The organism is Haloferula sp. A504, assembly GCF_044385805.1.
GTDB lineage: Bacteria > Verrucomicrobiota > Verrucomicrobiia > Verrucomicrobiales > Akkermansiaceae > Haloferula.
This window is the reverse complement of sequence record NZ_JBISBU010000047.1, coordinates 19827-40669: the sequence shown is the minus strand read 5'-3', so window position 1 is coordinate 40669 and position 20843 is coordinate 19827. Positions and strand designations below refer to the sequence as shown.

Genomic DNA, 20843 nt, shown 5'->3' with positions numbered 1-20843 from the left:
GCCTTCGACCACTACCGCGACCACCGCCAAAAATCAGTGAACACCATCAATATGGCACAACCCATCCAATCATAGCCTGCCAAGCAAACGCCCTAACTTCGGCCTACTCAACCTTTTCCGGCAGCAAACTGATTTCGGTCGAGCCCGCATCATCGGGCAGTTCGGGTTCCTCGAAGTCCACCGGCGGACCGAACAGCCAGAAGCGGCGCTGGCGCTGCTTTTCCTGGTAGGCCAGGGCCATTTCCTGGCCGCTTTTCAGCTCCTTCCAGTCGTCCGGACGGGCCTCGACGACCGGCACGCCGGGCTTGAACGGGGCGGTGGCGAGGTCCGTCACCTTGTCGACACCGGCGACGGTGCCTTCCTTGATGGCGGTCATGGTGCCGCAGGAACTCAGGGCGAGAACCAAGGGAACCCAGCTGAAAATACGGAGGGACATGGGGAGGTTCAGCGAGATGAGGGAAGGAGGAACTCTCCCCTCGGACTTGGGATCGTAACTCCCTGGCGGGCGTAAAGTCAAATGGTCAGTGCCGGGATTTGAGGACCAGGAAGTTCCTCACGGGCTTGTTCCACAAGGGGCGGGTGAAGGCCGGGCCGCCCGGCAAGGCTCCGGAAGCCCAGATTTCCGACGAGCGGCCGCCGTCGAGGTTGAGGGCGGATCGGAGCCGGATTCCGCCGATCGTGGCTCCGGTGAGCGCCGTGGCGAGGTCGGCCAGCGAGCAGGCGCCGGTGCGGGCGAGAATCCAGCCGTGGCGGCCGTCGGTGGCGATGAAGGTGCGGGCGGAGGAGACCTTGGTGCCCAGCCCGGGAACGGTGCGGTCGTTTTCGACGAGGAAGGGCCCGGCCTGCAGGGCCTGGCTGCCGCCGGAGAAGCCCTGGCGACGGACGAGGGCGGGGCGATCGTTTTTCTCAACGTAAAATCCGGAGCCGAGGGACGAGGCGCGGTTGATCGAGCCGGTGGATTTGCCGGAGGCGACGACCCGTCCGAGTGGCTGGCCCTCGGGGGTGAAGAAGCCGCCGTTGACGGCGGCGAGACCGTTCAGGGCACGACCCGCGGCGCGGGCGTCGGGCCAGAGCGAGGCGGGGCCGGAGGGCTGATCGGCGACGACAAGGCGGTGACTGCGGGCGTCGAAGGTGATCGCCTGGATCGAGATGCCGGCGAGGGAGGTCTTGAGGTGGCGGGGGGTGCGGAGGGGTGTTTCGGAGGGGGCGTCCGTGGAAGCCCGGAGGACGGCGGGTTCGGTGGGGCCGGAAGGAGCAGCGGGAACCGGACGGTCCCTTTCCCCGGTGGTGCCGATTCGGAGATCGGCGGTCCCTTGCCGGGGGGCGCAGGCGCTCAGGCAGAAGGCAAGGAACAGCGCGAGGCGGATCATTCGAGGTCGAAATGGGCGTGGAAGTGCGGAAGGTAGGCGTTTGCGAAGTCAGCGACACTGACGGGGCGATCCGCCTCCTGTTCGACGCAGCTCATCGTGACGCCGTCGATGCCGCAGGGCGTGATGGCGAAAAACGGCAGCAGGCATTCGCGCGTGACGTTCATGGCGAAGCCGTGGCGGCTGATCCATTTCGAGACGCCGACGCCGATCGAGGCGAGCTTGCGGTTTTCGATCCACACGCCGGTGAGGCCCTCGCGACGGCCGGCCGCGATGCCGAAGTCGTGGCAGGTGAGGATGAGGGACTCCTCGAGCTTGCGCAGGTGTTCGTGGAGATCCTTGCCGCGCTGGCGGAGGTCGAGGATGGGATAGCCGACGAGTTGGCCGGGACCGTGGTAGGTGGCCTGGCCGCCGCGGTTGATCTCAAACACGGGGGCGGGGAGCTTTTCCGGGTCGCGCAGCGAGCTTTGGTCGCGGCGCCGACCGATGGTGTACACGGGTTCGTGCTCGAGAAGGAACAGGGTTTCCGGGCCGTGGGCATCGAGGATTTCGGCGGCGGCGCGCTCCTGGAGGTCGAGGCCTTGCTGGTAGGGGAGGGGGTTCTGGAAGCGGCGGATTTGCATGGTTTGCCGGGCGATGGACTCGGGCTCCGCGGCCCCCTGAAGGGGGAACTACGAACATCCGTGGCGGGCGGGTTAGATCGGGGTGCGGCCGAGGGCTTTGGCTTTGAGGGGGTCGGAGGCCTGGAGGTGGGCGAGGCCGATGGCGAGCGCGTCGGCGGCGTCGTGCGGCGGAGTTTCGGCAAGGCCGAGCAGGGCGCGGATCATGAAGGCGACCTGGGCCTTGTCGGCGTTCCCGCGGCCGACGACGGCCTGCTTCACCTTCTTGGGCGCATATTCGTAGATGGGAAGTCCGGCATCGGCGGCGGCGATGAGCGCGGCGGCGCGGGCGGCACCCATGCTGATCGCCGTCCGGTGCGACTGGACGTAGATGATGCCCTCCACGGCGACCTCATCGGGTTCATGCGTCTTGATGACGTTGGCGAGGTGGGCGCGCACCGCGGCCAAGGCGGCGGACTGCGGAAGTCGCTGGGGAATTTGGATGACCTCGTAGGCGATGACCCTGGCCTCGCGGAAATCGCCTTCGACCACCGCGTAGCCGGTGTTGCGGATGGCCGGGTCGATGGAGAGGACGCGCACGGGCGAAGTTCCAAGTGAGAAGTTCCAAGTGCCAAGCCGTCGGGCCTGCGGCTCCGGACGGCCTGGAGTCCGCGCTCCGGCCGTTCAGCGGCGACGCTTCTTGCCGCCACCCTTGCGCTTCTTGCGGACGGGACGCGGGTCGTCGTCGAGCAGCGCGGTGTAGAGGTAGTCGAAGTTCTCGAGCTTGCGGCGCGGGATGGTCTTGTCGACGAAGACCTCGACGGACTTGGCGAAGTCGAGTTCGTCGGCGGTGAGCAGGGTGAAGGCGTCGCCGGAGGCTTCCGCGCGGCCGGTGCGCCCGATGCGGTGGACGTAGTCCTCGGCATTCTCCGGCACCCGGTAGTTGATGACGTGGGAGACGTCCGAGATGTCGATGCCGCGGGCGGCGACGTCGGTCGCGACGAGAACCTCGTACTTGCCTTCCTTGAAGCCGGCGAGCGCCTTCATGCGGTCGGCCTGCGCGATGTCCGAGTGCATGGCGATGACCTTCGGGTGGCCCTTTTCGGCGAGCATCCGGCAGACCTGGTCGGCCTCCTTGCGGGTGCGGGTGAAGATCATCACCGAGTGGTAGTCGGTCTGGTCGAGCAGGGCGATGAGCAGCTCGTCGCGCTGGTCCATGGAGACCGGGTAGAAGGCGTGGTTGACGCTGTCGGGCACCGAGCGGCGGGCGATTTCGACCTCGATCGGGTCGGTGAGGCACCACTGGGCGAAGGTCTGGATGGCCGGCGGCATGGTGGCCGAGAAGAACAGGGTCTGGCGTCCGTCCCAGGGGCAGAGGTTCACGATCTTGCGCACCTGCGGGAGGAAGCCCATGTCGAGCATGCGGTCGACCTCGTCGAGGATGAGCGTCTGGATCTCGCCGAAGCGCATCGTGCCGCGGAAGAAGTGGTCGACGAGGCGGCCGGGGGTGGCGACGACGATGTCGGCCTTCTCGAGCTGTTCGGTCTGGGTGCCGTAGCCGACGCCGCCGTAGAGGAGCGCGACGTGGGTGCCGCTGCCTTTTCCGTATTTCTCGAACTGCTCGGCGACCTGGTGGGCGAGTTCGCGGGTCGGCTCCAGAACGAGGATCTGTGGTTTGCCGAGGGGCTTGATCTTCGACAGCGTCGGCAGCGCGAAGGCGGCGGTCTTGCCGGTTCCGGTCTGCGAGGCTCCAATGACATCCCTGCCCTCGAAAATGAGGGGGATGGCCTGAGCCTGAATCGGGGTCGGGTTTTCGTAGCCCGACTCGCGGACCGCTTGGAGGACGGTCTCCGATAGACCGAGTGAATCAAATCCCATGCGCCGTGAGGCGTAGTCGCAGCCGTCGACCCGGTCAAGGGTGGTCTTGCCTGCGAAAAGACGATCAGTTGGGGATGGGTGCCGGGGGTGAGTGGATGAGCAGGCACTCTTCCAGCATCGGCTGGATCTCCTGGAGCAGCGGTTCGCCCTCGGCGAGGGGAGTCAGGTAGCGGGACTCGATGCGCTGCAGGGCGTAGTCGAGATCGACCCCGGCCAGCGAGTCCGGTCGTCCGCGGACGAGCGCCACCAGCAGGGTGTGTTCACCGGGCCGGACGAGGGCGCGGATCTTCTTGGAGAAGGGAAGTTCGCCCGGTTCGCCGTGGTCGCGCCCGGCGAGCATCGTGGCCAGCCGGCCGCTGGTGGTCTGCACTTTGCGGGCATCGGCATGGCGGGCCGGGTTGACGCTGGCGAAGGAAACGAGGGCCAGATCGCGACGGTCGAGCAGGTGGATCTCCTCGATGCGGAAGCGCCGCATCTTTTCGTCGACGGTTTCCTCGAAGCTGCGGCTGCTGAAAAGCGCGTCGAGCCGCCACATCGCCCGGTGCCAGAGATCGGGCGGGTCGAAGGGACCCCCGGTGTGTTCGGCGAGCGTCCGGCGGAAGGCGGCGCGGATGAGCGTTTCGAAATCGTCAGGGTTCGGCAGAGCGGTGGCACCGATGACGGGCCGCAGCGCCTCGGCCAGTTCGCGGTCGGTGTAGTCACGCGGGGGTGCCGGTGATCGTTGTGGCAGCGGGGCGACGTCCGGCGCGCGGTCGGGCGGCGCGGACCGGGTGGCGGTCTCGGTGGCCAGCGGGGCGCTGACCTCCGGCCGGGGGCGGGGTCGCGGGGTCGTCGCGGCGGTCACCGGGGGCATGTCGGGCAGCGGGCGGGCGCGGGCCGGGCCGCCGACGGGAACACCGAGGGGCAGGGGGGGGAGGGCCAGGGAACTCATGGGGGGAGGGCCGGGAATCAGGATGACCGGGAGGGAAAGCGGTCGGCGATCTCGCGGGCCGAGGCCGCGAGTTGTTCGAAGGCGAGGTGGATGCGCTCGGCCTCGGCCGGGGCCGACATCTCCTCGCGGACCCAGACGCGCATGCGCTCGAGTTCCTCGCGCAGTTGTCCGACGAGGCGGGTCTCGCGTTCCTGGAGCTGCTCGAAGAGCTGCCGCTGCCAGCGGTCGAAGCCGGGTCTGAGCTGGGCGTCGACCGCCTGCCGTGCCTCCTCGGCGAGGTCCTGGCGGCTGCGGGCGACGCTTTCGATCCGCCGTGCGAGCTTCTGGGTTTCTTCCTGCTGGCGGAGCCGGTCGGCATCGAAGGCATCACGCAAGGTCACGCTCGCGTCGCGGCATTCCTGGCGCAGCGATTCCAGATCCCGCGACCAGGCAGCGGCAGCCGATTCGACCGGCATCGGTTGGAGCTGGGATTCGAGGCGGTCGAGACGCCGCTCGACGGACTGCATCTGGCGACCGACGAGGATCTCGCGGATCCTCTCGACCTGTTGGGCGGGCTGGGGGGTGGGGGATGTCGGTGGCATGGGTGAATGCACACGGGGGGTGAACCCTCTTTTCATAAGGACCCGGAGAGTTCCGGAAAAGCCGAAGATGAGTGCTTCGCTTGTTCGGATGATCAGGATGGATTGACAAATTCGACGAACGGGTGAGTCGACGGGAGACAAGCGGGTGGTTCCGTGGTAAGAGCCTTCCGGGATGGCCAAGAAGGAGGACAAAGAGAAGGACGACAATGCGGTCGATCTGGAGCGCAACAAGGTGCTCCGGGACGCCTACGAGAAGACCCGCAAGAGCCTGATCGCCCGTCTCGACAACTGGGAGGACCAGCGGACCTGGGAGGAATTCTACCAGACCTACTGGCGGTTGATCTACGCGGTGGCGATCAAGGCCGGACTGCGGCCCGAGGAGGCCCACGACTGCGTGCAGGAAACGATCCTCTCGATCGCCAAGCAGTCGAAGAAGAAGCTCTACGACCCCAACCAGGGTTCCTTCAAGACCTGGCTGATGAACATGACGCGGTGGCGGATCAACGACCAGTTCCGCAAGCGCAAGAAGGACACGGCGATGGCCGGTGGCGACTGGATGGACGACCGCAAGACCGCGGTGATCGACCGTTTCGAGGATCCCAAGGGCGACCTGCTCGACCGCCTGTGGGACGTGGAGTGGAAGAAGAACCTGGCCGATGCCGCGCTGGCACGGGTCAAGGCGCAGGTTTCGCCGAAACAGTACCAGATCTTTGACTATTATGTGGTCAAACAGTGGGACGCGAAGAAAGTGCAGGAGCACCTCGGCGTGAGCATGGCTCAGGTCTATCTGGCCAAGCACCGGGTCGGGGCTGTGTTGAAGAAGGAGCTCGCCCGCCTCGAAGAGAATGCCGACGACTAGAATCCGCCCGGATCCGACCATTCCGGATCATGAGGTGCTCCGCAGGATCGGGGGCGGTGCCTACGGCGAGGTATGGTTGGCGCGGGGGGTGACCGGTGCGCTGCGGGCGGTGAAAATCCTGTGGCGCGAGGATTTCGACGATGAACGGACCTTCGAGCGGGAGTTCGAGGGCATCTTGAAATACGAGCCGCTCTCGCGCGATCACCCGGGGCTGGTCAACGTGCTCCACGTCGGGCGATGTGAGGAACCGAAGTCGTTTTACTACTACGTGATGGAGCTGGGGGATGACGTCACCACCGGCGGCGACATCAACCCGATCGAGTATGAAGCGCGGACGCTGCGGACGGATGTCCAGCGTGCCGGAGGCAAGCCGCTCGACACGGGCTTCTGCATCGAGGTCGGCCAGCTGCTCGCCGAGGGCCTGCACCACCTGCACGAGCACGGCCTCGCCCACCGGGACGTGAAGCCTTCCAACGTGATCTTCGTCAATGGCAAGGCGAAGCTGGCCGACATCGGGCTGGTCGCGGCGCGCGGCCAGCGCACGTTCGTCGGGACCGAGGGCTTCGTGCCGCCGGAGGGACCCGGCTCGGCGCGTGCCGATGTGTATTCGCTGGGCAAGGTGCTCTACGAGGTGGCCACGGGGAAGGACCGGCTGGATTTCCCCGAGCTTCCGGATTCGATTCCGTCCGGCACCGACCGCAAGCAGTGGCTGGCGCTCAACCAGATCATCTGCGAAGTCTGTGAGCCGCATGTGTCGCGGCGCTCGATCAGCAGCGCGGGCGAACTCGCCAAGGCGCTCGAACTGCTACGCCAGGGCAAGCGCCGCCGGCGCCGCAGACCGGTCGCGGGAATGCTCACCGCCTTGATCCTCGGGGGAGGGCTGGCATGGGGCGGGTGGCAGGCGGCGCATCAGGGACCTTGGGCGGAAACCCTCGGGCTGGTTCCTCCGGCGCCCCCCGCGGCGGCGCCGCTGAAGGCCTTCATCAAGGTGACCAGCAATCCCGACGGCGCCGACGTGATCGAGATCGTGGACGAGATTTCGGGTGCCGGCGAGTTGATCGGACGCACGCCCACCGAGGTGCTCGACTCGTATGTCGGGGAGGAAATCTCGCTGCGGATCCTGCGGGACGGGTATCAGCCCTACGAAGTCACGGTGAAGGTGCCCGCTTCGGCGGCCGAGGAGCCGCTCGTGGTTTCGGCCCCGCTCAAGGTTTATTCGCCGCCGGCCGCGGACGAACCCTGGAACGACCAACTCGGAGAGGATTACCGTCCGCTCGACGGGGCGCACGAGAGTGTGCGGCCGGTCGGCGAGGCGGCCTGGCTGACCTATCTGGCGGCCACCGAACGGCCGGCGAAGGTCGGGCAGATCATCGAGATCGAGGATGGGGGCCGGAAGGACAAGGTGGTGGCGACCAGCAAGGCCGAGGCGGCGGCCTACTGCGAATGGTTGGTGGAGACGGGGGTGGAGCAGGGGTATCTCACCGGCGACCACGAGGCGCTTCCCCGCTTCGTCGATGACTTCCCGAAGAACAAGCTCAATGGTGCCGCGAAGAAGGATGGCTGGAAGCCGTTCCGGGTGCTGGTACGGCGGATTCCGTACGGCCGGATCATGGTCGAAAGCCATCCGCCGGGTGCGGAATTCTACCTCGACGGTGTCAGCCAGGGATCGGGTTCGGGTCCGTTGCTCATCGAGCAGGTCCAGCCCGGGAAAATCGAGCTGATGGCTTCCCTCGAAGGCTACAAGTCCGAGACGCGGCGCATCGACCTGAAGCCCAGCGAGACGCTGGACCTGACCTTCGACCTCGAGCCGAACATGAGCGTCGTCATCACCGAGCCGTGGGAGAACTCGCTCGGCATGCAGATGGTTCCGGTGGGCGACGGCTGGATGGCCTCGATCTGGGAGACCCGCCGGGCGGATTTCCGCGAGTATGCCGAAGCGATGGGCGAGCGCATGCCGTCCCCGGCGGACTGGCCATTCGAGGCGGATGCGAACGGCGATGAACTGCATCCGGTGGTTTCCGTGTCCCGGGATGAGGCGGAGGCCTTCTGCCGGTGGCTGACCGACAAGGAACAGGACGAGGACCGGCTGACCCGCTCGTTGGAATACCGCCTGCCGACCGATGCCGAGTGGACGCAGCTTGCGGGTTCCGACGAGCTTCCGGATTTCTCTCCGGCGAAGCGCGACCGGCTGAAGCCCAAGGTGTTCTTCTGGGGCCGGGGATGGCCGCCGCCCGCGGGTGCCGGGAACCTCGGCGAGGTGCCGGGCTTTGCCGACGGCTTCGCGGCGACGGCGCCGGTCGGGAGCTTTGCGGCCAATCAGGCGGGGCTCTACGACATCTGCGGCAATGCCCAGGAGTGGGTCTCGGATCCCTACAGCAGGCTGAACCCGGACAACGGCGTGCTGCGGGGCGGCGGCTGGCGCAGCTCCCGCGACGAGAACTTGTACATCGGATCCCGCAACCCCCAGCCGCCGGATGCGACGGATCCGACCTACGGCTTCCGCGTCGTGCTTGCCAAGAAGCCGGCCGAGGTGGAGGAAGAGGATCCCGAAGAAGAAAACACCCCCGAAGAACAAGAAGATGGTCCAGATCCAGATTGATTACGAAGGCGAACTCCACTGCACCGCCACCCATGGCCCCTCGGGGTCCGTGATTTCGACGGATGCCCCGGTCGACAACAACGGGCGCGGCGAGGCCTTTTCGCCCACCGACCTGGTGGCGACGGCGCTCGGGTCCTGCATGGCGACCGTGATGGGCATTGCCGCGCAGCGCAAGGAGATCCCCGTGGAGGGGATGAAGGTCACCGTCCGCAAGCACATGTCGGCCGAGACGCCCCGGCGCATCGCCCGGTTGGAGTTGGATCTCAGCGTGCCGCTGCCCGCCGATCATCCGGAGCGGGCCTTCCTCGAGGCGACGGGCCGCGGTTGCCCGGTTCACCACAGCATTCATCCCGACATCGAGGTCGAGATGAATTGGGAGTGGACCGGTTGAGCCGGGCCTTCCCGGGAAAAGATTGAACCCGCCCCCGGCATCGTGCCGGAGACGGGTTCGTGCAGCAACCTGACGATGAAAACGGTCGGGTCGTAGATATCAGAAGCGCCAGACGAGGTCGAGGGTCAAGCGGCTCTCGATCACGCTGTTCTCCTCATCGGTGAGCGGGATCTCGTAGGCGACCCCGGTCTGGATCCGGTCGGTGATCTTCGAGCGGAAGCCGACCGCGGCGGTCACCAGGTGGCGGTTCCGGTCGGCGTTTCCGGCACCGATGTTGAAGAAGTCGCTGCCTTCGAATTCCGCAATCACCGGGACGGCCCCGCCGGCCTGGGCGTTGAAGGCGCGACGGCCGTCGCCCGCGTCGATCACCGAGAACCAGTTCAATTCGATCAGCGGAATGAACCACGGCGTCACCTCGTAGCTGGCGTGGGCGCTGAGGAAGCCGGTGGTGGCCTGTTGACCCGAGAAGGGGATGGACACCCCGGCACCGCCCGCGAACTGCCAGTCATCGATGGTCTGGACGCCGGACAGGATCAGGTTCACCGATCCGTCGCCGGCTCCCTGGAACACATCCGAGTTCCCGGTGGGAAACTCGAAGGTCAGCGAGCCGCTGAGGGCCCGGCCGGCGTCGGGGTCGAGGATGAACGCATACTTGAGTCCGCCACCCAGGTTGGCGAAGCCCGAGGTGTCGGCCAGGGTCGCGTCCGGATTGAAATCGATGTAGCCATCCTTGGTCGCGACGATCGAGAGTCGCTCGGACAGGGCATACTCGAACTGCAGGGCGTAAACCTGGACGTCGCCCCCGACCGGCAGGTTGCCGGCCGTGGTGTTCACGAAGTCGGGCAGCGCGTGGTAGGCGAAGATCGGGCGGATGTTGGTCGACGGAACCGCCAGATCGAACAAGGTGGGGTTGGTGATCGGCCGCCGCAGGTCGTAGATCCAGTCGCCGTTCGAGGGCGCGGGATCGTCGTTGATGACGGGCGACACGCCGGCCAGGGCCGGGGTTCCGATGGCGAGGGCGACAAGGGGAAGCAGGGTGCGTTTCATGGTGTTTGGTGGATTGGATTGGAACGGCTTTCGGGCCGCCGCGAAGAAAGTCCAAGAACCACCGACCCCCAATTGGAATTCCAGCGGATTTTTCCAATTAGGCGATTTGCAATGCATGAAAGAAAAGTCGTAGTTCGTCGATGTGAAGTCCGCCAGACGTAGGCCTTCCGGGTCGTCAAGGGGCAGGCGGACGGCCGGATTTTGGCACGCTGGGGGCGACAAACCGCCTTCGTTGCTTCAAAATCCACTTGCAGGCCGGGCTCCGGTGATGGAGTCTCTTTTGCGAAACGTTACAAAGTTAGGTAACTCACTAATTAAATGATTCCCGAGCAAGCTCCCTTTTCCCCCCAAGAGCGATCCGCGCTGGAGGCGCTGTTGGCCGGACTGACACCGGGCCAGCGCTTGTGGCTGGGCGGTTACTTGTCGGCCCAGGCCCCAGCGCCCGCCGCCCCGGCCGCGGGCAAGCCGGAGCCACTGACGGTGCTCTACGGCACGGAGTCGGGGAATGCCGAGAGCCTCGCCGACCTCACCGCGAAGCAGGCCAAGCGGCGTGGTTTCAAGCCATCGGTCAGGAACATGGCCGACCTTTCGCCCAAGGACCTGGCGAAGGCCGGCAAGCTGCTGGTGATCGTCAGCACCTGGGGCGATGGCGACCCGCCGGAGACGGCCACCGATTTCTACAACGGCCTGATGAACGACACGGTCGATCTCGGTGGCGTCGAATTCTCGGTGTGCGCGTTGGGCGACACCTCCTACGAGCAGTTCTGCAAGACCGGCAAGGACATCGACGAGCGCCTGGAGAAGCTGGGAGCGAGACGAGTGGCGAACCGTCAGGACTGCGACGTCGACTTCGAGGAGGACCACGCAGCCTGGCTCGACACCGTGCTCAAGGCGCTCGCACCGAAGGGGGCGGCGGCTCCGGATGCCGCCCCGGCGGTGGCGCTTCCGACGGCCTCGGCTTTCGGCAAGAAGAATCCCTTCGACTCCGAGCTGCTGGAGAGGGTGCTGCTCAACGGTGAGGGTTCGCAGAAGGAGACCTGGCACTACGAGCTTTCCCTGGAGGGCTCGGGTCTGACCTATCTTCCGGGGGACTGCCTTGCCATCGTGCCGGTCAACGCGCCGGACATGGTCGAGGGCGTGCTCAAGGCGGCGCGGCTCAAGGGGACCGAGGAGGTCGAGATCAAGGGAGCAGGGACCAAGCTGCTGGCCGATGCGCTTCGCGAAGACCTCGAGATCACCACGCTTTCCAAGGCGATCCTCAAGAAACTCCAGGCCGAAGCGGGTTCGCAAAAGCTCGGCAAGCTGCTCGCCGAGGATGCCAAGGACGCGCTGAAGGATTACCTCTGGGGCCGCTGGGTGGAGGATGCCCTGACGGATTTCGCCCCCAAGGGGCTCTCGGCACAGGCGCTGGTGGAAATCCTGCGCAAGCTGCCGCCGCGGCTCTACTCGATCGCCTCCAGCCCGCTCGCCCATCCGGACGAGGTTCACCTCACGGTGGCGTCGGTCCGCTACGAGGCCCACGGCCGGACCCGCAAGGGCGTCGCTTCGACCTTTCTCTCCGACCTGGTCGAGACCGGTCAGCCGGTGAAGGTCTACACCCACGTCAACAAGAACTTCCGCCTGCCGCATTCGGACGACACCCCGATCATCATGGTCGGCCCCGGGACCGGGATCGCCCCCTTCCGGGCCTTCATCGAGCATCGGGCCGAGACCGGTGCCAGGGGCGACTCGTGGCTGATCTTCGGCGACCAGCGGTTCACCTACGACTTCCTCTACCAGCTCGAGTGGCAGGGCCACCTCAAGAGCGGCGCGCTGGGCCGGCTCGATGTCGCCTTTTCCCGCGACCAGCCGGAGAAGGTCTACGTGCAGGACCGGATCCGCGAGAACGCCGCGGAGCTCTACACCTGGCTCGAGCGCGGTGCTCACTTCTATGTCTGCGGCGATGCCTCGCGCATGGCCCACGACGTTCACGAAGCCCTCATCGAGGCGGTCGAAACCGCCGGCGGCAAGAGCCGCCAGGAGGCCGAGGCGTACGTCGATGCGCTCAGGAAGGACAAGCGCTACCAGCGCGACGTCTACTAAGTTCCAAGTAAGAAGTTCCAAGTTCCAACAACATGTCTGACGAGAAACTATCCGCGAACGAGGGGATCAAGACCCGTTCGAACTACCTGCGCGGGACGATCGCGGAGGGTCTGCGCGACCTGTCGACCGGCTCGCTGAGCGAGGACGACCAGCAGTTGCTCAAGTTCCACGGCACCTACCAGCAGGACGACCGCGACCTGCGCGCCAACCGCCGCAAGCACAAGCTGGAGAAGGCCTATTCCTTCATGATCCGGATCCGGGTTCCGGGCGGCGTGGCCACGCCGGGCCAGTGGCTCGAGACCGACCGCATGGCGGATGAATTCGCCAACGGCACGATCAAGCTGACCACCCGCCAGGCCTTCCAGCTCCACGGCATCATCAAGTCGAACCTGAAGCGGACCATCAAGGAGATCAACGACACCGCGATGGACACGATCGCCGCCTGCGGCGACGTGAACCGCAACGTGATGTGCAACCCGAACCCCTACCTCTCGTCGGTCCACGACGAGGTGCTGCGGGCGGCCCAGGACATCTCCGATCACCTCACCCCGCAGACCAGGGCTTATCACGAGATCTGGCTCGATGGCGAGAAGGTCGAGAGCTCGAAGGAGGAGGTTGAACCGATCTACGGCAAGACCTACCTGCCGCGGAAGTTCAAGATCACCATCGCGGTGCCGCCGAGCAACGACGTCGACATCTATGCCAACGACCTGTCCTTCATCGCCATCGTCGAGGATCGCAAGCTTGTCGGCTACAACGTCGCCGTCGGTGGCGGCCTGGGCATGACCCACGGCAACGAGGCGACCTTTCCGCGGATTGCCGACGTGATCGGCTTCTGCACCCCGGACCAGGTCGTCGATGTTTCGGAGAAGGTGGTGATGGTCCAGCGCGACCACGGCGACCGGACCGACCGCAAGCATGCCCGCCTCAAGTACACGATCGAGGATCGGGGCGTGGATTGGTTCAAGGCGGAGCTGAACAAGTATCTCGGCTACGACCTGGAGCCGGTGCGCGACTTCAAGTTCGAGAACAACGGCGACCGCTACGGCTGGGTCGAGGACGAACTCGGCAACTTCCACTTCACGCTCTTCGTCGAGGGCGGACGCGTGGTCGACACGCCCGGCTATCCGATGCGGGAAGGTCTTCGTGAGATTGCCAGGGTCCATGAGGGCGACTTCCGCCTGACCGCCAACCAGAACGTGATCATCGCCAACGTCGCGGCCGAGAAGCGCTCGGAGATCGAAGCCCTGCTCGAGAAGTACGGCATGCACCAGGCCCACCAGCGCAGCTCGCTGCGGCTTTCCTCCATCGCCTGCGTCGCCCTGCCCACGTGCGGGCTGGCCCTGGCCGAGGCCGAGCGCTACCTGCCGGACGTGGTCACCGACATCGAGGAGAAGCTGGAGGAGCTGGGTCTGCGCCACGATGCGATCACGATCCGCATGACCGGCTGCCCCAACGGCTGCGGCCGCCCCTTCATCGCCGAGATCGGCTTCGTCGGCCGCGGGCCGAACCGCTACAACCTCTACCTCGGCGGGGGGCATGCCGGACAGCGGCTGAGCAAACTCTATCGCCAGGACCTGGATGCGACCGACATCCGCGCCACGCTCGATCCGATTCTGGAGCGATACGCCAAGGAGCGGAACGAGGGCGAGCACTTCGGTGACTTCGTGATCCGGGCGGGCATCGTGAACGAAACCATCCAGGGGCCGGACTTCCATCAGAACATCAAGGAAGAGGCATTGAAGAACTGACCATGGCGACTGCGACGGACATGGAGGCCGGTCTTTCGGCCGAGCTCGAGACGCTCACGGCCGGAGAACGGCTCGAGCTTCTCGCCGGGCGTTTCGGCGACCGGCTGGTCGCGTCGACGAGCTTCGGGATCCAGTCGGCGGTGATGCTCGACCTGCTCTCGCGGCACGCGCCGCAGGTGCCGGTGGTCTTCATCGACACCGGCTTCCTGTTTCCCGAAACCTACCGCTATGCCGAGGAGCTGACCGCAAGGACCGGCATCGACCTCCGGATCTACCAGCCGCTGGTTTCGGCCGCCCGCATGGAGGCGCTCCACGGGCGGATGTGGGAGCAGGGCGGGGAGTCGCTGGAGCAATACGGCATCATCACCAAGGTCGAGCCGATGAACCGCGCCCTCCGCGAGATCGGCGGCGACGTGTGGCTCAGCGGCGTCCGGCGCAGCCATTCGAGCACGCGGGTCGACCGCGCCTTCGCCGAGCGGCAGAAGCGCACCCTGAAGGTCTATCCCATCCTCGACTGGGCCGATGCGCAGGTTTCGGCCTACATGCATGATCGCGGCTTGCCACCCCACCCGCTTGCGTCCAAGGGTTACGTGACCATGGGAGACTGGCACAGCACCCGTCCCGCGGAACCCGAGTCGGGTGCCGAGGCGACCCGCTTCAACGGCGAAAAATTCGAGTGCGGCCTGCACCTCGAGTCGATGAACAACGATTTCCAGATCTAACACGAACGAACCCCGACGAAACACGAACCCCGACGAACCATGCCCATCGCAGAAAACATGGTTGCCACCATTGGCAACACCCCGCTCATCAAGCTCAACAAGGTCGGTGCGGATCTCGGTGCCGAGATCTGCGTCAAGGCCGAGTTCTTCAACCCGCTTTTCAGCGTCAAGGACCGCATCGGCAAGGCCATGATCGAGGCCGCCGAGAAGGACGGCTCGCTCAAGCCCGGCGGCCTGATCATCGAGCCGACCTCCGGCAACACCGGCATCGCGCTCGCCTTCGTCGCCCGCGCCAAGGGATACCGCTGCATCCTGACCATGCCCGAGAGCATGTCGATCGAGCGCCGCGTGCTGCTGCGCCTGCTCGGGGCCGAGATCGTCCTCACGCCCCGCGCCAAGGGCATGGGCGGAGCGATCGCCAAGGCCAAGCAGCTCATCGAGGAGAATCCGGACTCGTTCGGTCCGGGCCAGTTCGACAACCCGGCGAACCCGCAGGTTCACCGCGAGACCACCGCCGAGGAGATCTGGCGCGACACCGGGGGCGAGATTGCCGCGTTCGTCGCGGGCGTGGGCACCGGGGGCACGATCACCGGGGTTTCCGAGGTGCTCAAGCAGCGCTGCGACCTGAAGACCTTCGCCGTCGAGCCGACCGCCAGCCCGGTGATTTCCGGCGGTGATCCCGGCCCGCACATGATCCAGGGGATCGGTGCCGGCTTCATTCCCGGCAACCTCAATGTCGACATCATCGATGAGACGATCCAGGTCAGCAACGAGGATGCCTTCGCGACCGCCCAGGCGCTTGCTCAGGAGGAAGGCCTGCCCGCGGGGATCTCGACCGGCGCCAACGTCTGGGCAGCGATGCAGGTGGCGGCCCGGCCGGAGTTCGCCGGCAAGCGCATCGTCACCATCGGCTGCTCGTCCACCGAGCGCTACCTTTCCACGCCGCTCGCAGAAAGCGTGCGCGAGCAGGTCAGCCAGCTCCCGGTGGCGGAGGTCTGAAGTGGCGCAAAGGTTTGCTTTGCGAGTGATCCCCACGGCTCAGCCGTGGGGGCGAATCGGAATATCAGTCGGCGGTCGTCTCTTCGAGGCGAAGATCCTTGAGGTAGGGATTTCCTTCGAGGGGTGTCAGATCCGTCACCAGGGTGCCCCGAATGTTCAACTGCCAGAGCTCCGACAGGTCTTTCAGCGGCGTCAGGTCGGAAACTCCGGTTCCCGACAGGTGGAGAAACTGCAGATTGGACAGCCCCTCGAGTGGTGTGAGGTCGGTGACCCGGGTGTTCGTCAGGTAGAGCCTTTCGAGGTGGTCCAGCCCTGCCAGGGGAGTCAGGTCCGCCACCTTGGTGTTCGCGAGGTTGAGTTCCCAGAGCTTCGGCAACCCTTCGAGTGGCGACAGGTCCGTGACCCCGGTGTTCTGCAGGTACAGCCACCGAAGCTTGGGCAGGCCTTTCAAGGGTGACAGGTCCGTGACCTCGGTGCGCCGAATGTCCAGAAGCCATAACTCCCGCATGCTTTTCAGCGGAGACAGATCGGAAACCCCGGTTCCGGCCAGGTCGAGAAACTTCATGCCGGTCAACCCGTCGATCGGCGTGAGTTCCGTCACCGGAGTGTTCATCAGGTTGAGCCTTTCCAGATGGTCCAGTCCCCCGAGGGGCGTCAGGTCCTTCACATCGGTATCCCGAAGATTGAGGCTCATCAGTTCGGGCATGCTCGCAAGCGGCGTCAGATCCGTCACGCCGGTGCCCTGAAGCTCGAGCCAGCCGAGCTCGGGCAGTCCGACCAGAGGCTTGAGATCGCGGACTCCTCTCGCGCGCTTGAGATCGAGGGAAAACAGGCTCGGCATCCCTTCCAGGGGCGTCAGGTCGGTCACCTCCGTGCTCCGAAGATCCAGCGAGCCGAGCTTTGCCATGTCCTTCAACGGCGGCAACTCCGTCCCGGTCGCCTTGTCGAGATGGAGGGTCTCGAGGCTCGCCAGGGTGCCGAGGAAGCTCATGTCGGCCAGCGACCCCCGGAGACTCAGGATCGTCGGTTCAAGAAGGAGAATCCGGTCGATCACCGCCGCCCCGTTTCCAGGTGTGATGGGGACTGCAAGGCGGAGGCCATCCTGCCCAACGTAAAGACCCGCGTCGCATCCAAGCTCCTCGAACTCGGCCCTCCAGCGGCTCTCGCATTCCTTGACGTCCGTGGTCCACGTCTTGTCGGGAAGCCGCCACTCCGACTCGAACTCCAGTTGAAAGGCGAGGTCCCAAAGCAAAGAGGTATCATCGGGATCGGCATGACGATCGATTTCCTGGTTCAACTCCGGAACATCCCGCTTCCGGATCAGGGTATTCCGAAGCTCGGCAAGTGCGGCCTGCCGGCGTTCCGGTGATGGGTCAGCCAGTTGCGGAATCAGGGCTCGAACCCGTATCTTCCTTTCCAGCTCTTTCGTCTGCCATTCGGGTTTGCTCCTGCCGCTATTCCCTTCGGCTTCAGCACCGGTCTCCGCCCCGTCGCGCTCGCCGCATCCCATCAGCAGCAATGTCAACAGGAGTGGAAGCAGGTGTCTCAAGATCGTGGAATCGCCTTCCCATCACTACGCCTGCGGTGGAGAAATTCTCTCTGCAACCACCGAGCCGGGGTCGGTCCCGCGAGCCAGGGTCCTTGATCTTGAGCAATGGGGTGACCATATCCGGGCCTCCATCCGGCCGATCGGCCCATTTCCGGAATCGGAGAGCTCGTCGTCTTGGCCTGGTTTGCGACTTCATCGTGCAGCGGTTCGGTGAATGATCCATCGTCACGGTCGGCTGCTCGTCGACCGAGCGCTACCTGTCCACGTCCCTCGCCGAGAGCGGAGAGCGTGTGCGTGGAGGTCAGCCAGCTGCCGGTGGCGGAGATCGGATCGACTTCCGTTTTTCGTGTCTCTTACAGATTGCCTGTCCCTTTAAGTGCAAAGTTTAAAGATTGCGGCTCCGGTAGGGGCCTCCGTTTTCCTGTTGGAATGGCCAGGCGCTGGCCTGCCGACCACCTTGCAGCAGCGGGCAACTCGTTGAAATTTTGTTGAACCATCCGGGGCTTCCCGCCACTTAAGGCAGCGAATGAACCGCACCGAGGGCGGGGACCAGCCGGAGGGTCCCCAGAAGAATTCGCGCCCACCTGCGGATCCCACCGACGAGGATTTGATCGATGGGATCAACGGGGGTGACGAGCGGTCCTTCCAACTCCTCTACGACCGCCATGGTGAGTGGGTGCTCCGCATGGCGTGGCGGATCAGCGGCGACGAGCATGTCGCCCAGGATGTTGCCCAGGAGGTTTTTCGCTACTTCCTCGGCAAGTTTCCCGGCTTCGAACTGCGCTGCCGGCTGCGGACCTTTCTCTATCCGGCCATCCGCAACCTCTCGATCGGTGCCCTGCGCCGGGAACGCCGCTTCGTCGGCGGGGAATCCGGGGCACTCGTGATCGAGCGGATGCCGGCAGCGGACCCGAGGGCTTCCGAATTTCACGAGTTTCACCGGATCATCGGCAGGCTGAGCCCCGATCATCGGGAGGTGCTGCTGCTGCGCTTCGTCGATGGCATGACGCTGCCCGAGATCGCGGAGCTTACCGGCATCCCGCTGGGCACCGCCAAGTCACGCCTGCACCACGCACTCGCGGCCCTTCGTGCGGACCACGATCTCGAAAATCCCGCCGCGCCGGTGAACGAATCGGGTACGGAGGACACTTCATGGAAAGAGACGCGATGAATGCCGACCCGTCAGAACCGGATCGCCAGCCTGAGGAGAACCTTCCCCCGGAATGGTTGGAAGCGCTTCGCACGCTGCCCTCCGAGCGATGCCGCCTCTCTGCGGAGACCGAAGTGGCCATCGCCGCGATCGCAGGGGAGCGGCTGGCGGTCATCCGTCGCGGGGCGTGGCGGCGGTGCTGGCGGCCGGCCCTGGCCGCGGCCGCCTGCGTGGTTGGTTTTCTCGTTCTGTTCAACCGGCCGGATCCGGAGCCGAAGGTCACCACGGTGAAGCCCGAGGACGAGTATGCCCTGATCCTGCGCGAGGTGTCGGCGGTGTTTCCCCGGCAGGTCAAGGCGATCGTCGCGGGTGGACCGGAACTCGAGATCGATCTGGCCGATCAACCGCTTTCCGGGCCTAAGCAGGCGGTGGTGGTCGAGGTTTGCGAGGAGAAGGGCTGCAAGACGGTGATCACTTACGTCGGCCAGACATTCGAGATCGGCAGTCACCGGCTGACCGTCCGCGCGGATGAGAGCGGAGCGATCATCGTCGATAGTCCGGAGTTTGACGGGACCGCTGGGAGTCCCGAGCATCCGGCTCCGGGCCTTTTCATCAATACACGACGGATCTGATGCATGGGTTTATGCCAGGCTTTCTCGGCGTCATCGCGTGCTGCGCGGCGGCAAATGAGGTGCACCGCTTTGATGCCGACGGCCGGCATCTCCCGGCGGGATGGCCGGAGCCTCAGCCCCGGATCGTCGTGCTGGCAGAAGAGCCGCTTCGTCTTCAGTTCGAGGGAGTGCCGGCCGATTGGAAGCCGGTCGTCCATCTCCACAGGGTCACTGGCACGCGCCGCGTTCCGCTGGCGGGGGGCGAGGCAGAGGGTGCCTCATGGACATGGACTCCGCCAGCCGCTCGCGGACCCGCGCACTACGAGGTCCGCTTCGGTGGCGAACCCGAGCGGGTCGTCCACATCGAGGCCCGCGATCCCAGCTGGCTGAAGGCCACCCTCGGGATGCTGCGCAACCAGGTCGATTGGAATGCCGTGGGACTGACGGCCGACGAACGCCGCGCGCTCACCGATCACGGCCTGCGGATCGGCGGGTCTTCCGGCCGTGATATGGGTGTGACCGCTTCGCTGGAAATGACTCCCCGCCAGGGCGACGCCGCGCGTCGCCGCGTGGTCTGGGACGAACGGCATCCGAACCTCGTCGTCTGGCGTCCGGGTCCGGCCGCAGGGGACCTCGAGGTGCGTGCCCCCCGCTGGTGGATTTCCGCTGCGGCGCTGGCCACCGACGAGGGGCTGATCCGTATGCTCGATCTTTTCACCGAACCTCCCTACAACCCCTGAACGAAGATGATTGCCATCCACAGATTTCTCCGCCCCGCCGCGATGTCGATCGCCGCGGCGTTTGTCCTGCCAGTGACCTCTTCCGCCGAGGAAGAAGTCGCCCAGCCCCTGTCAGCCGCGGTCCTCGATTTTGCCGACGGTAACAACGGACTCGACGGCGTCGGTGCTTCCGTCGCCGCGCTGCTGCAGGTTCAGCTCACGGTTCACTCCGAGGCCATCCTCGTCGAGCGGGCCGAGCTCAACGAGATCCTCGGCGAGCAGGAGCTCACGCTTTCCGGTGCCGTCACCCCGGCTCAGGCCGCGAAGGTCGGCCAGCTCACCGGCGCCGAGGTCCTGGTCAGCGGGCGGGTGTTCGCCGTGCAGGACCGCATCCACGTCGTCGCCAAGGTCATCTCGGCCAGCACCAGCCGTGTCTTTGGTGCCACCGCCGCCTACGACCGCGGCAAGCCGGTCGAAGGCGCGGTTGAGAAACTCGGCGCGGACGTGGCCAAGATCCTCAACGAGAAGGCGGCCGACCTCCGCGGCGGGGCATCGATCGAGGAACGGACGCTTGCGGAAGTGAAGAAGATGTTCATCGATCAGAACACCGGAAAGGTTTACGTCCATATCCCCGAGACGATCATCCAGGCCATCGTGCCCGACCCGGCCGCACAGACCGAGATCGGCCGCACGCTGGAGGCGGCCGGTTGGGAGGTGGTCGAGGCGGAAGCCGATGCGGACCTCGTCGTCCGCGGCGAGGCCTTCGCCGAGACCGGCGTGCGTCGCGGCAACCTGTGGTTCACCCGCGCCCGGCTCGAGTTCACCGTCAAGGATGCCAAGGGCAAGGTGCTCAAGACCGACCGCATCGTCGCCGGCAATGTCGATCTCACCCAGGCCGTGTCCGCCAAGGGCGCCCTGCAGAAAACCGGCCTGCTGGCGACGCCGGTCATCGGGAAGGCGTGGACCACGGCTTCTGATGAGAAGGAGTAGCTCCCACCATATCGCCTC

20 protein-coding genes are annotated in these 20843 nt (G+C 65.6%); 11 read left to right on the top strand and 9 right to left on the bottom strand.

Annotated elements, in window-relative coordinates; all coding sequences use genetic code 11:
- Positions 1–103: 103 nt before the first annotated feature.
- From ACG2LG_RS18125 to ACG2LG_RS18095, 7 genes are all read right to left on the bottom strand, one after another.
- On the bottom strand, positions 104–436 hold the full coding sequence (locus tag ACG2LG_RS18125) for a hypothetical protein (RefSeq protein ID WP_396261377.1): 333 nt from the start codon (positions 434–436) through the stop codon (positions 104–106).
- Positions 437–521: 85 nt separating this feature from the next.
- Positions 522–1370 carry a phosphodiester glycosidase family protein gene (locus ACG2LG_RS18120; protein WP_396261376.1) on the bottom strand — a complete coding sequence of 283 codons (849 nt, stop codon included), beginning with the start codon at positions 1368–1370 and terminating at the stop codon, positions 522–524.
- Positions 1367–1990 carry a lipoyl(octanoyl) transferase LipB gene (gene lipB, locus ACG2LG_RS18115; protein ID WP_396261374.1) on the bottom strand — a complete coding sequence of 208 codons (624 nt, stop codon included), beginning with the start codon at positions 1988–1990 and terminating at the stop codon, positions 1367–1369. The genes ACG2LG_RS18120 and lipB overlap by 4 nt, the downstream gene beginning before the upstream one ends.
- A gap of 72 nt (positions 1991–2062) precedes the next feature.
- A complete protein-coding gene (gene ruvC / locus ACG2LG_RS18110) occupies positions 2063–2566 on the bottom strand; it encodes a crossover junction endodeoxyribonuclease RuvC (RefSeq protein ID WP_396261372.1) in 504 nt (167 codons plus the stop codon).
- 84 nt (positions 2567–2650) lie between these two features.
- Complete coding sequence (locus ACG2LG_RS18105) at positions 2651–3844, bottom strand: DEAD/DEAH box helicase (RefSeq protein WP_396261370.1); 1194 nt, start codon at positions 3842–3844, stop codon at positions 2651–2653.
- Between the two features lie 64 nt (positions 3845–3908).
- Positions 3909–4775, bottom strand: a complete 867-nt coding sequence (locus tag ACG2LG_RS18100) for a hypothetical protein (protein ID WP_396261368.1) — start codon at positions 4773–4775, stop codon at positions 3909–3911.
- Between the two features lie 17 nt (positions 4776–4792).
- Positions 4793–5356, bottom strand: coding sequence for a hypothetical protein (locus ACG2LG_RS18095; RefSeq protein WP_396261366.1), 564 nt, complete (start codon positions 5354–5356; stop codon positions 4793–4795).
- 172 nt (positions 5357–5528) lie between these two features.
- Between ACG2LG_RS18095 and ACG2LG_RS18090 the strand changes: the two genes are divergently transcribed.
- Genes ACG2LG_RS18090 through ACG2LG_RS18080 form a run of 3 tightly spaced genes read left to right on the top strand, consistent with a single transcriptional unit; the run spans position 5529 to position 9205 of the window.
- Entirely contained in the window at positions 5529–6215 is a 687-nt protein-coding gene (locus tag ACG2LG_RS18090) for an RNA polymerase sigma factor (RefSeq protein ID WP_396261364.1), read from the top strand.
- Positions 6202–8814, top strand: coding sequence for an SUMF1/EgtB/PvdO family nonheme iron enzyme (locus ACG2LG_RS18085; protein ID WP_396261363.1), 2613 nt, complete (start codon positions 6202–6204; stop codon positions 8812–8814). The genes ACG2LG_RS18090 and ACG2LG_RS18085 overlap by 14 nt, the downstream gene beginning before the upstream one ends.
- Complete coding sequence (locus tag ACG2LG_RS18080) at positions 8795–9205, top strand: OsmC family protein (RefSeq protein ID WP_396261361.1); 411 nt, start codon at positions 8795–8797, stop codon at positions 9203–9205. The genes ACG2LG_RS18085 and ACG2LG_RS18080 overlap by 20 nt, the downstream gene beginning before the upstream one ends.
- Positions 9206–9304: 99 nt before the next feature.
- On the opposite strand, the gene ACG2LG_RS18075 is transcribed toward ACG2LG_RS18080, so the two are convergent.
- A complete protein-coding gene (locus tag ACG2LG_RS18075) occupies positions 9305–10252 on the bottom strand; it encodes a hypothetical protein (protein ID WP_396261359.1) in 948 nt (315 codons plus the stop codon).
- 318 nt (positions 10253–10570) lie between these two features.
- On the opposite strand from ACG2LG_RS18075, the gene ACG2LG_RS18070 reads away from it, so the two are divergent.
- The 4 genes from ACG2LG_RS18070 to cysK are packed head-to-tail and all read left to right on the top strand — an operon-like array spanning position 10571 to position 15806.
- Complete coding sequence (locus ACG2LG_RS18070; protein ID WP_396261357.1) at positions 10571–12334, top strand: sulfite reductase flavoprotein subunit alpha; 1764 nt, start codon at positions 10571–10573, stop codon at positions 12332–12334.
- Positions 12335–12366: 32 nt separating this feature from the next.
- Positions 12367–14085: an NADPH-dependent assimilatory sulfite reductase hemoprotein subunit gene (locus ACG2LG_RS18065; protein ID WP_396261355.1), complete on the top strand. Its 1719-nt coding sequence runs from the start codon at positions 12367–12369 to the stop codon at positions 14083–14085.
- A 2-nt stretch (positions 14086–14087) separates the two neighbouring features.
- Positions 14088–14807 carry a phosphoadenylyl-sulfate reductase gene (locus ACG2LG_RS18060; protein WP_396261353.1) on the top strand — a complete coding sequence of 240 codons (720 nt, stop codon included), beginning with the start codon at positions 14088–14090 and terminating at the stop codon, positions 14805–14807.
- A 39-nt stretch (positions 14808–14846) separates the two neighbouring features.
- Positions 14847–15806, top strand: coding sequence for a cysteine synthase A (gene cysK / locus ACG2LG_RS18055; protein ID WP_396261351.1), 960 nt, complete (start codon positions 14847–14849; stop codon positions 15804–15806).
- A 64-nt stretch (positions 15807–15870) separates the two neighbouring features.
- Here cysK and ACG2LG_RS18050 read toward each other — a convergent pair whose 3' ends face one another.
- Positions 15871–17355, bottom strand: coding sequence for a leucine-rich repeat domain-containing protein (locus tag ACG2LG_RS18050; RefSeq protein WP_396261349.1), 1485 nt, complete (start codon positions 17353–17355; stop codon positions 15871–15873).
- Positions 17356–17881: 526 nt separating this feature from the next.
- Between ACG2LG_RS18050 and ACG2LG_RS18045 the strand changes: the two genes are divergently transcribed.
- The 4 genes from ACG2LG_RS18045 to ACG2LG_RS18030 are packed head-to-tail and all read left to right on the top strand — an operon-like array spanning position 17882 to position 20825.
- Positions 17882–18526 (top strand): RNA polymerase sigma factor, encoded by a 645-nt coding sequence (locus ACG2LG_RS18045; RefSeq protein WP_396261347.1) that lies wholly within the window; start codon positions 17882–17884, stop codon positions 18524–18526.
- A complete protein-coding gene (locus ACG2LG_RS18040) occupies positions 18508–19137 on the top strand; it encodes a hypothetical protein (RefSeq protein ID WP_396261346.1) in 630 nt (209 codons plus the stop codon). The genes ACG2LG_RS18045 and ACG2LG_RS18040 overlap by 19 nt, the downstream gene beginning before the upstream one ends.
- Positions 19138–19148: 11 nt before the next feature.
- The gene (locus ACG2LG_RS18035) at positions 19149–19856 is read left to right on the top strand and encodes a hypothetical protein (protein WP_396261344.1); all 708 of its coding nucleotides are present in this window, start codon (positions 19149–19151) and stop codon (positions 19854–19856) included.
- A gap of 6 nt (positions 19857–19862) precedes the next feature.
- Positions 19863–20825, top strand: coding sequence for a CsgG/HfaB family protein (locus ACG2LG_RS18030; RefSeq protein WP_396261342.1), 963 nt, complete (start codon positions 19863–19865; stop codon positions 20823–20825).
- The last annotated feature ends 18 nt before the right edge of the window (positions 20826–20843 follow it).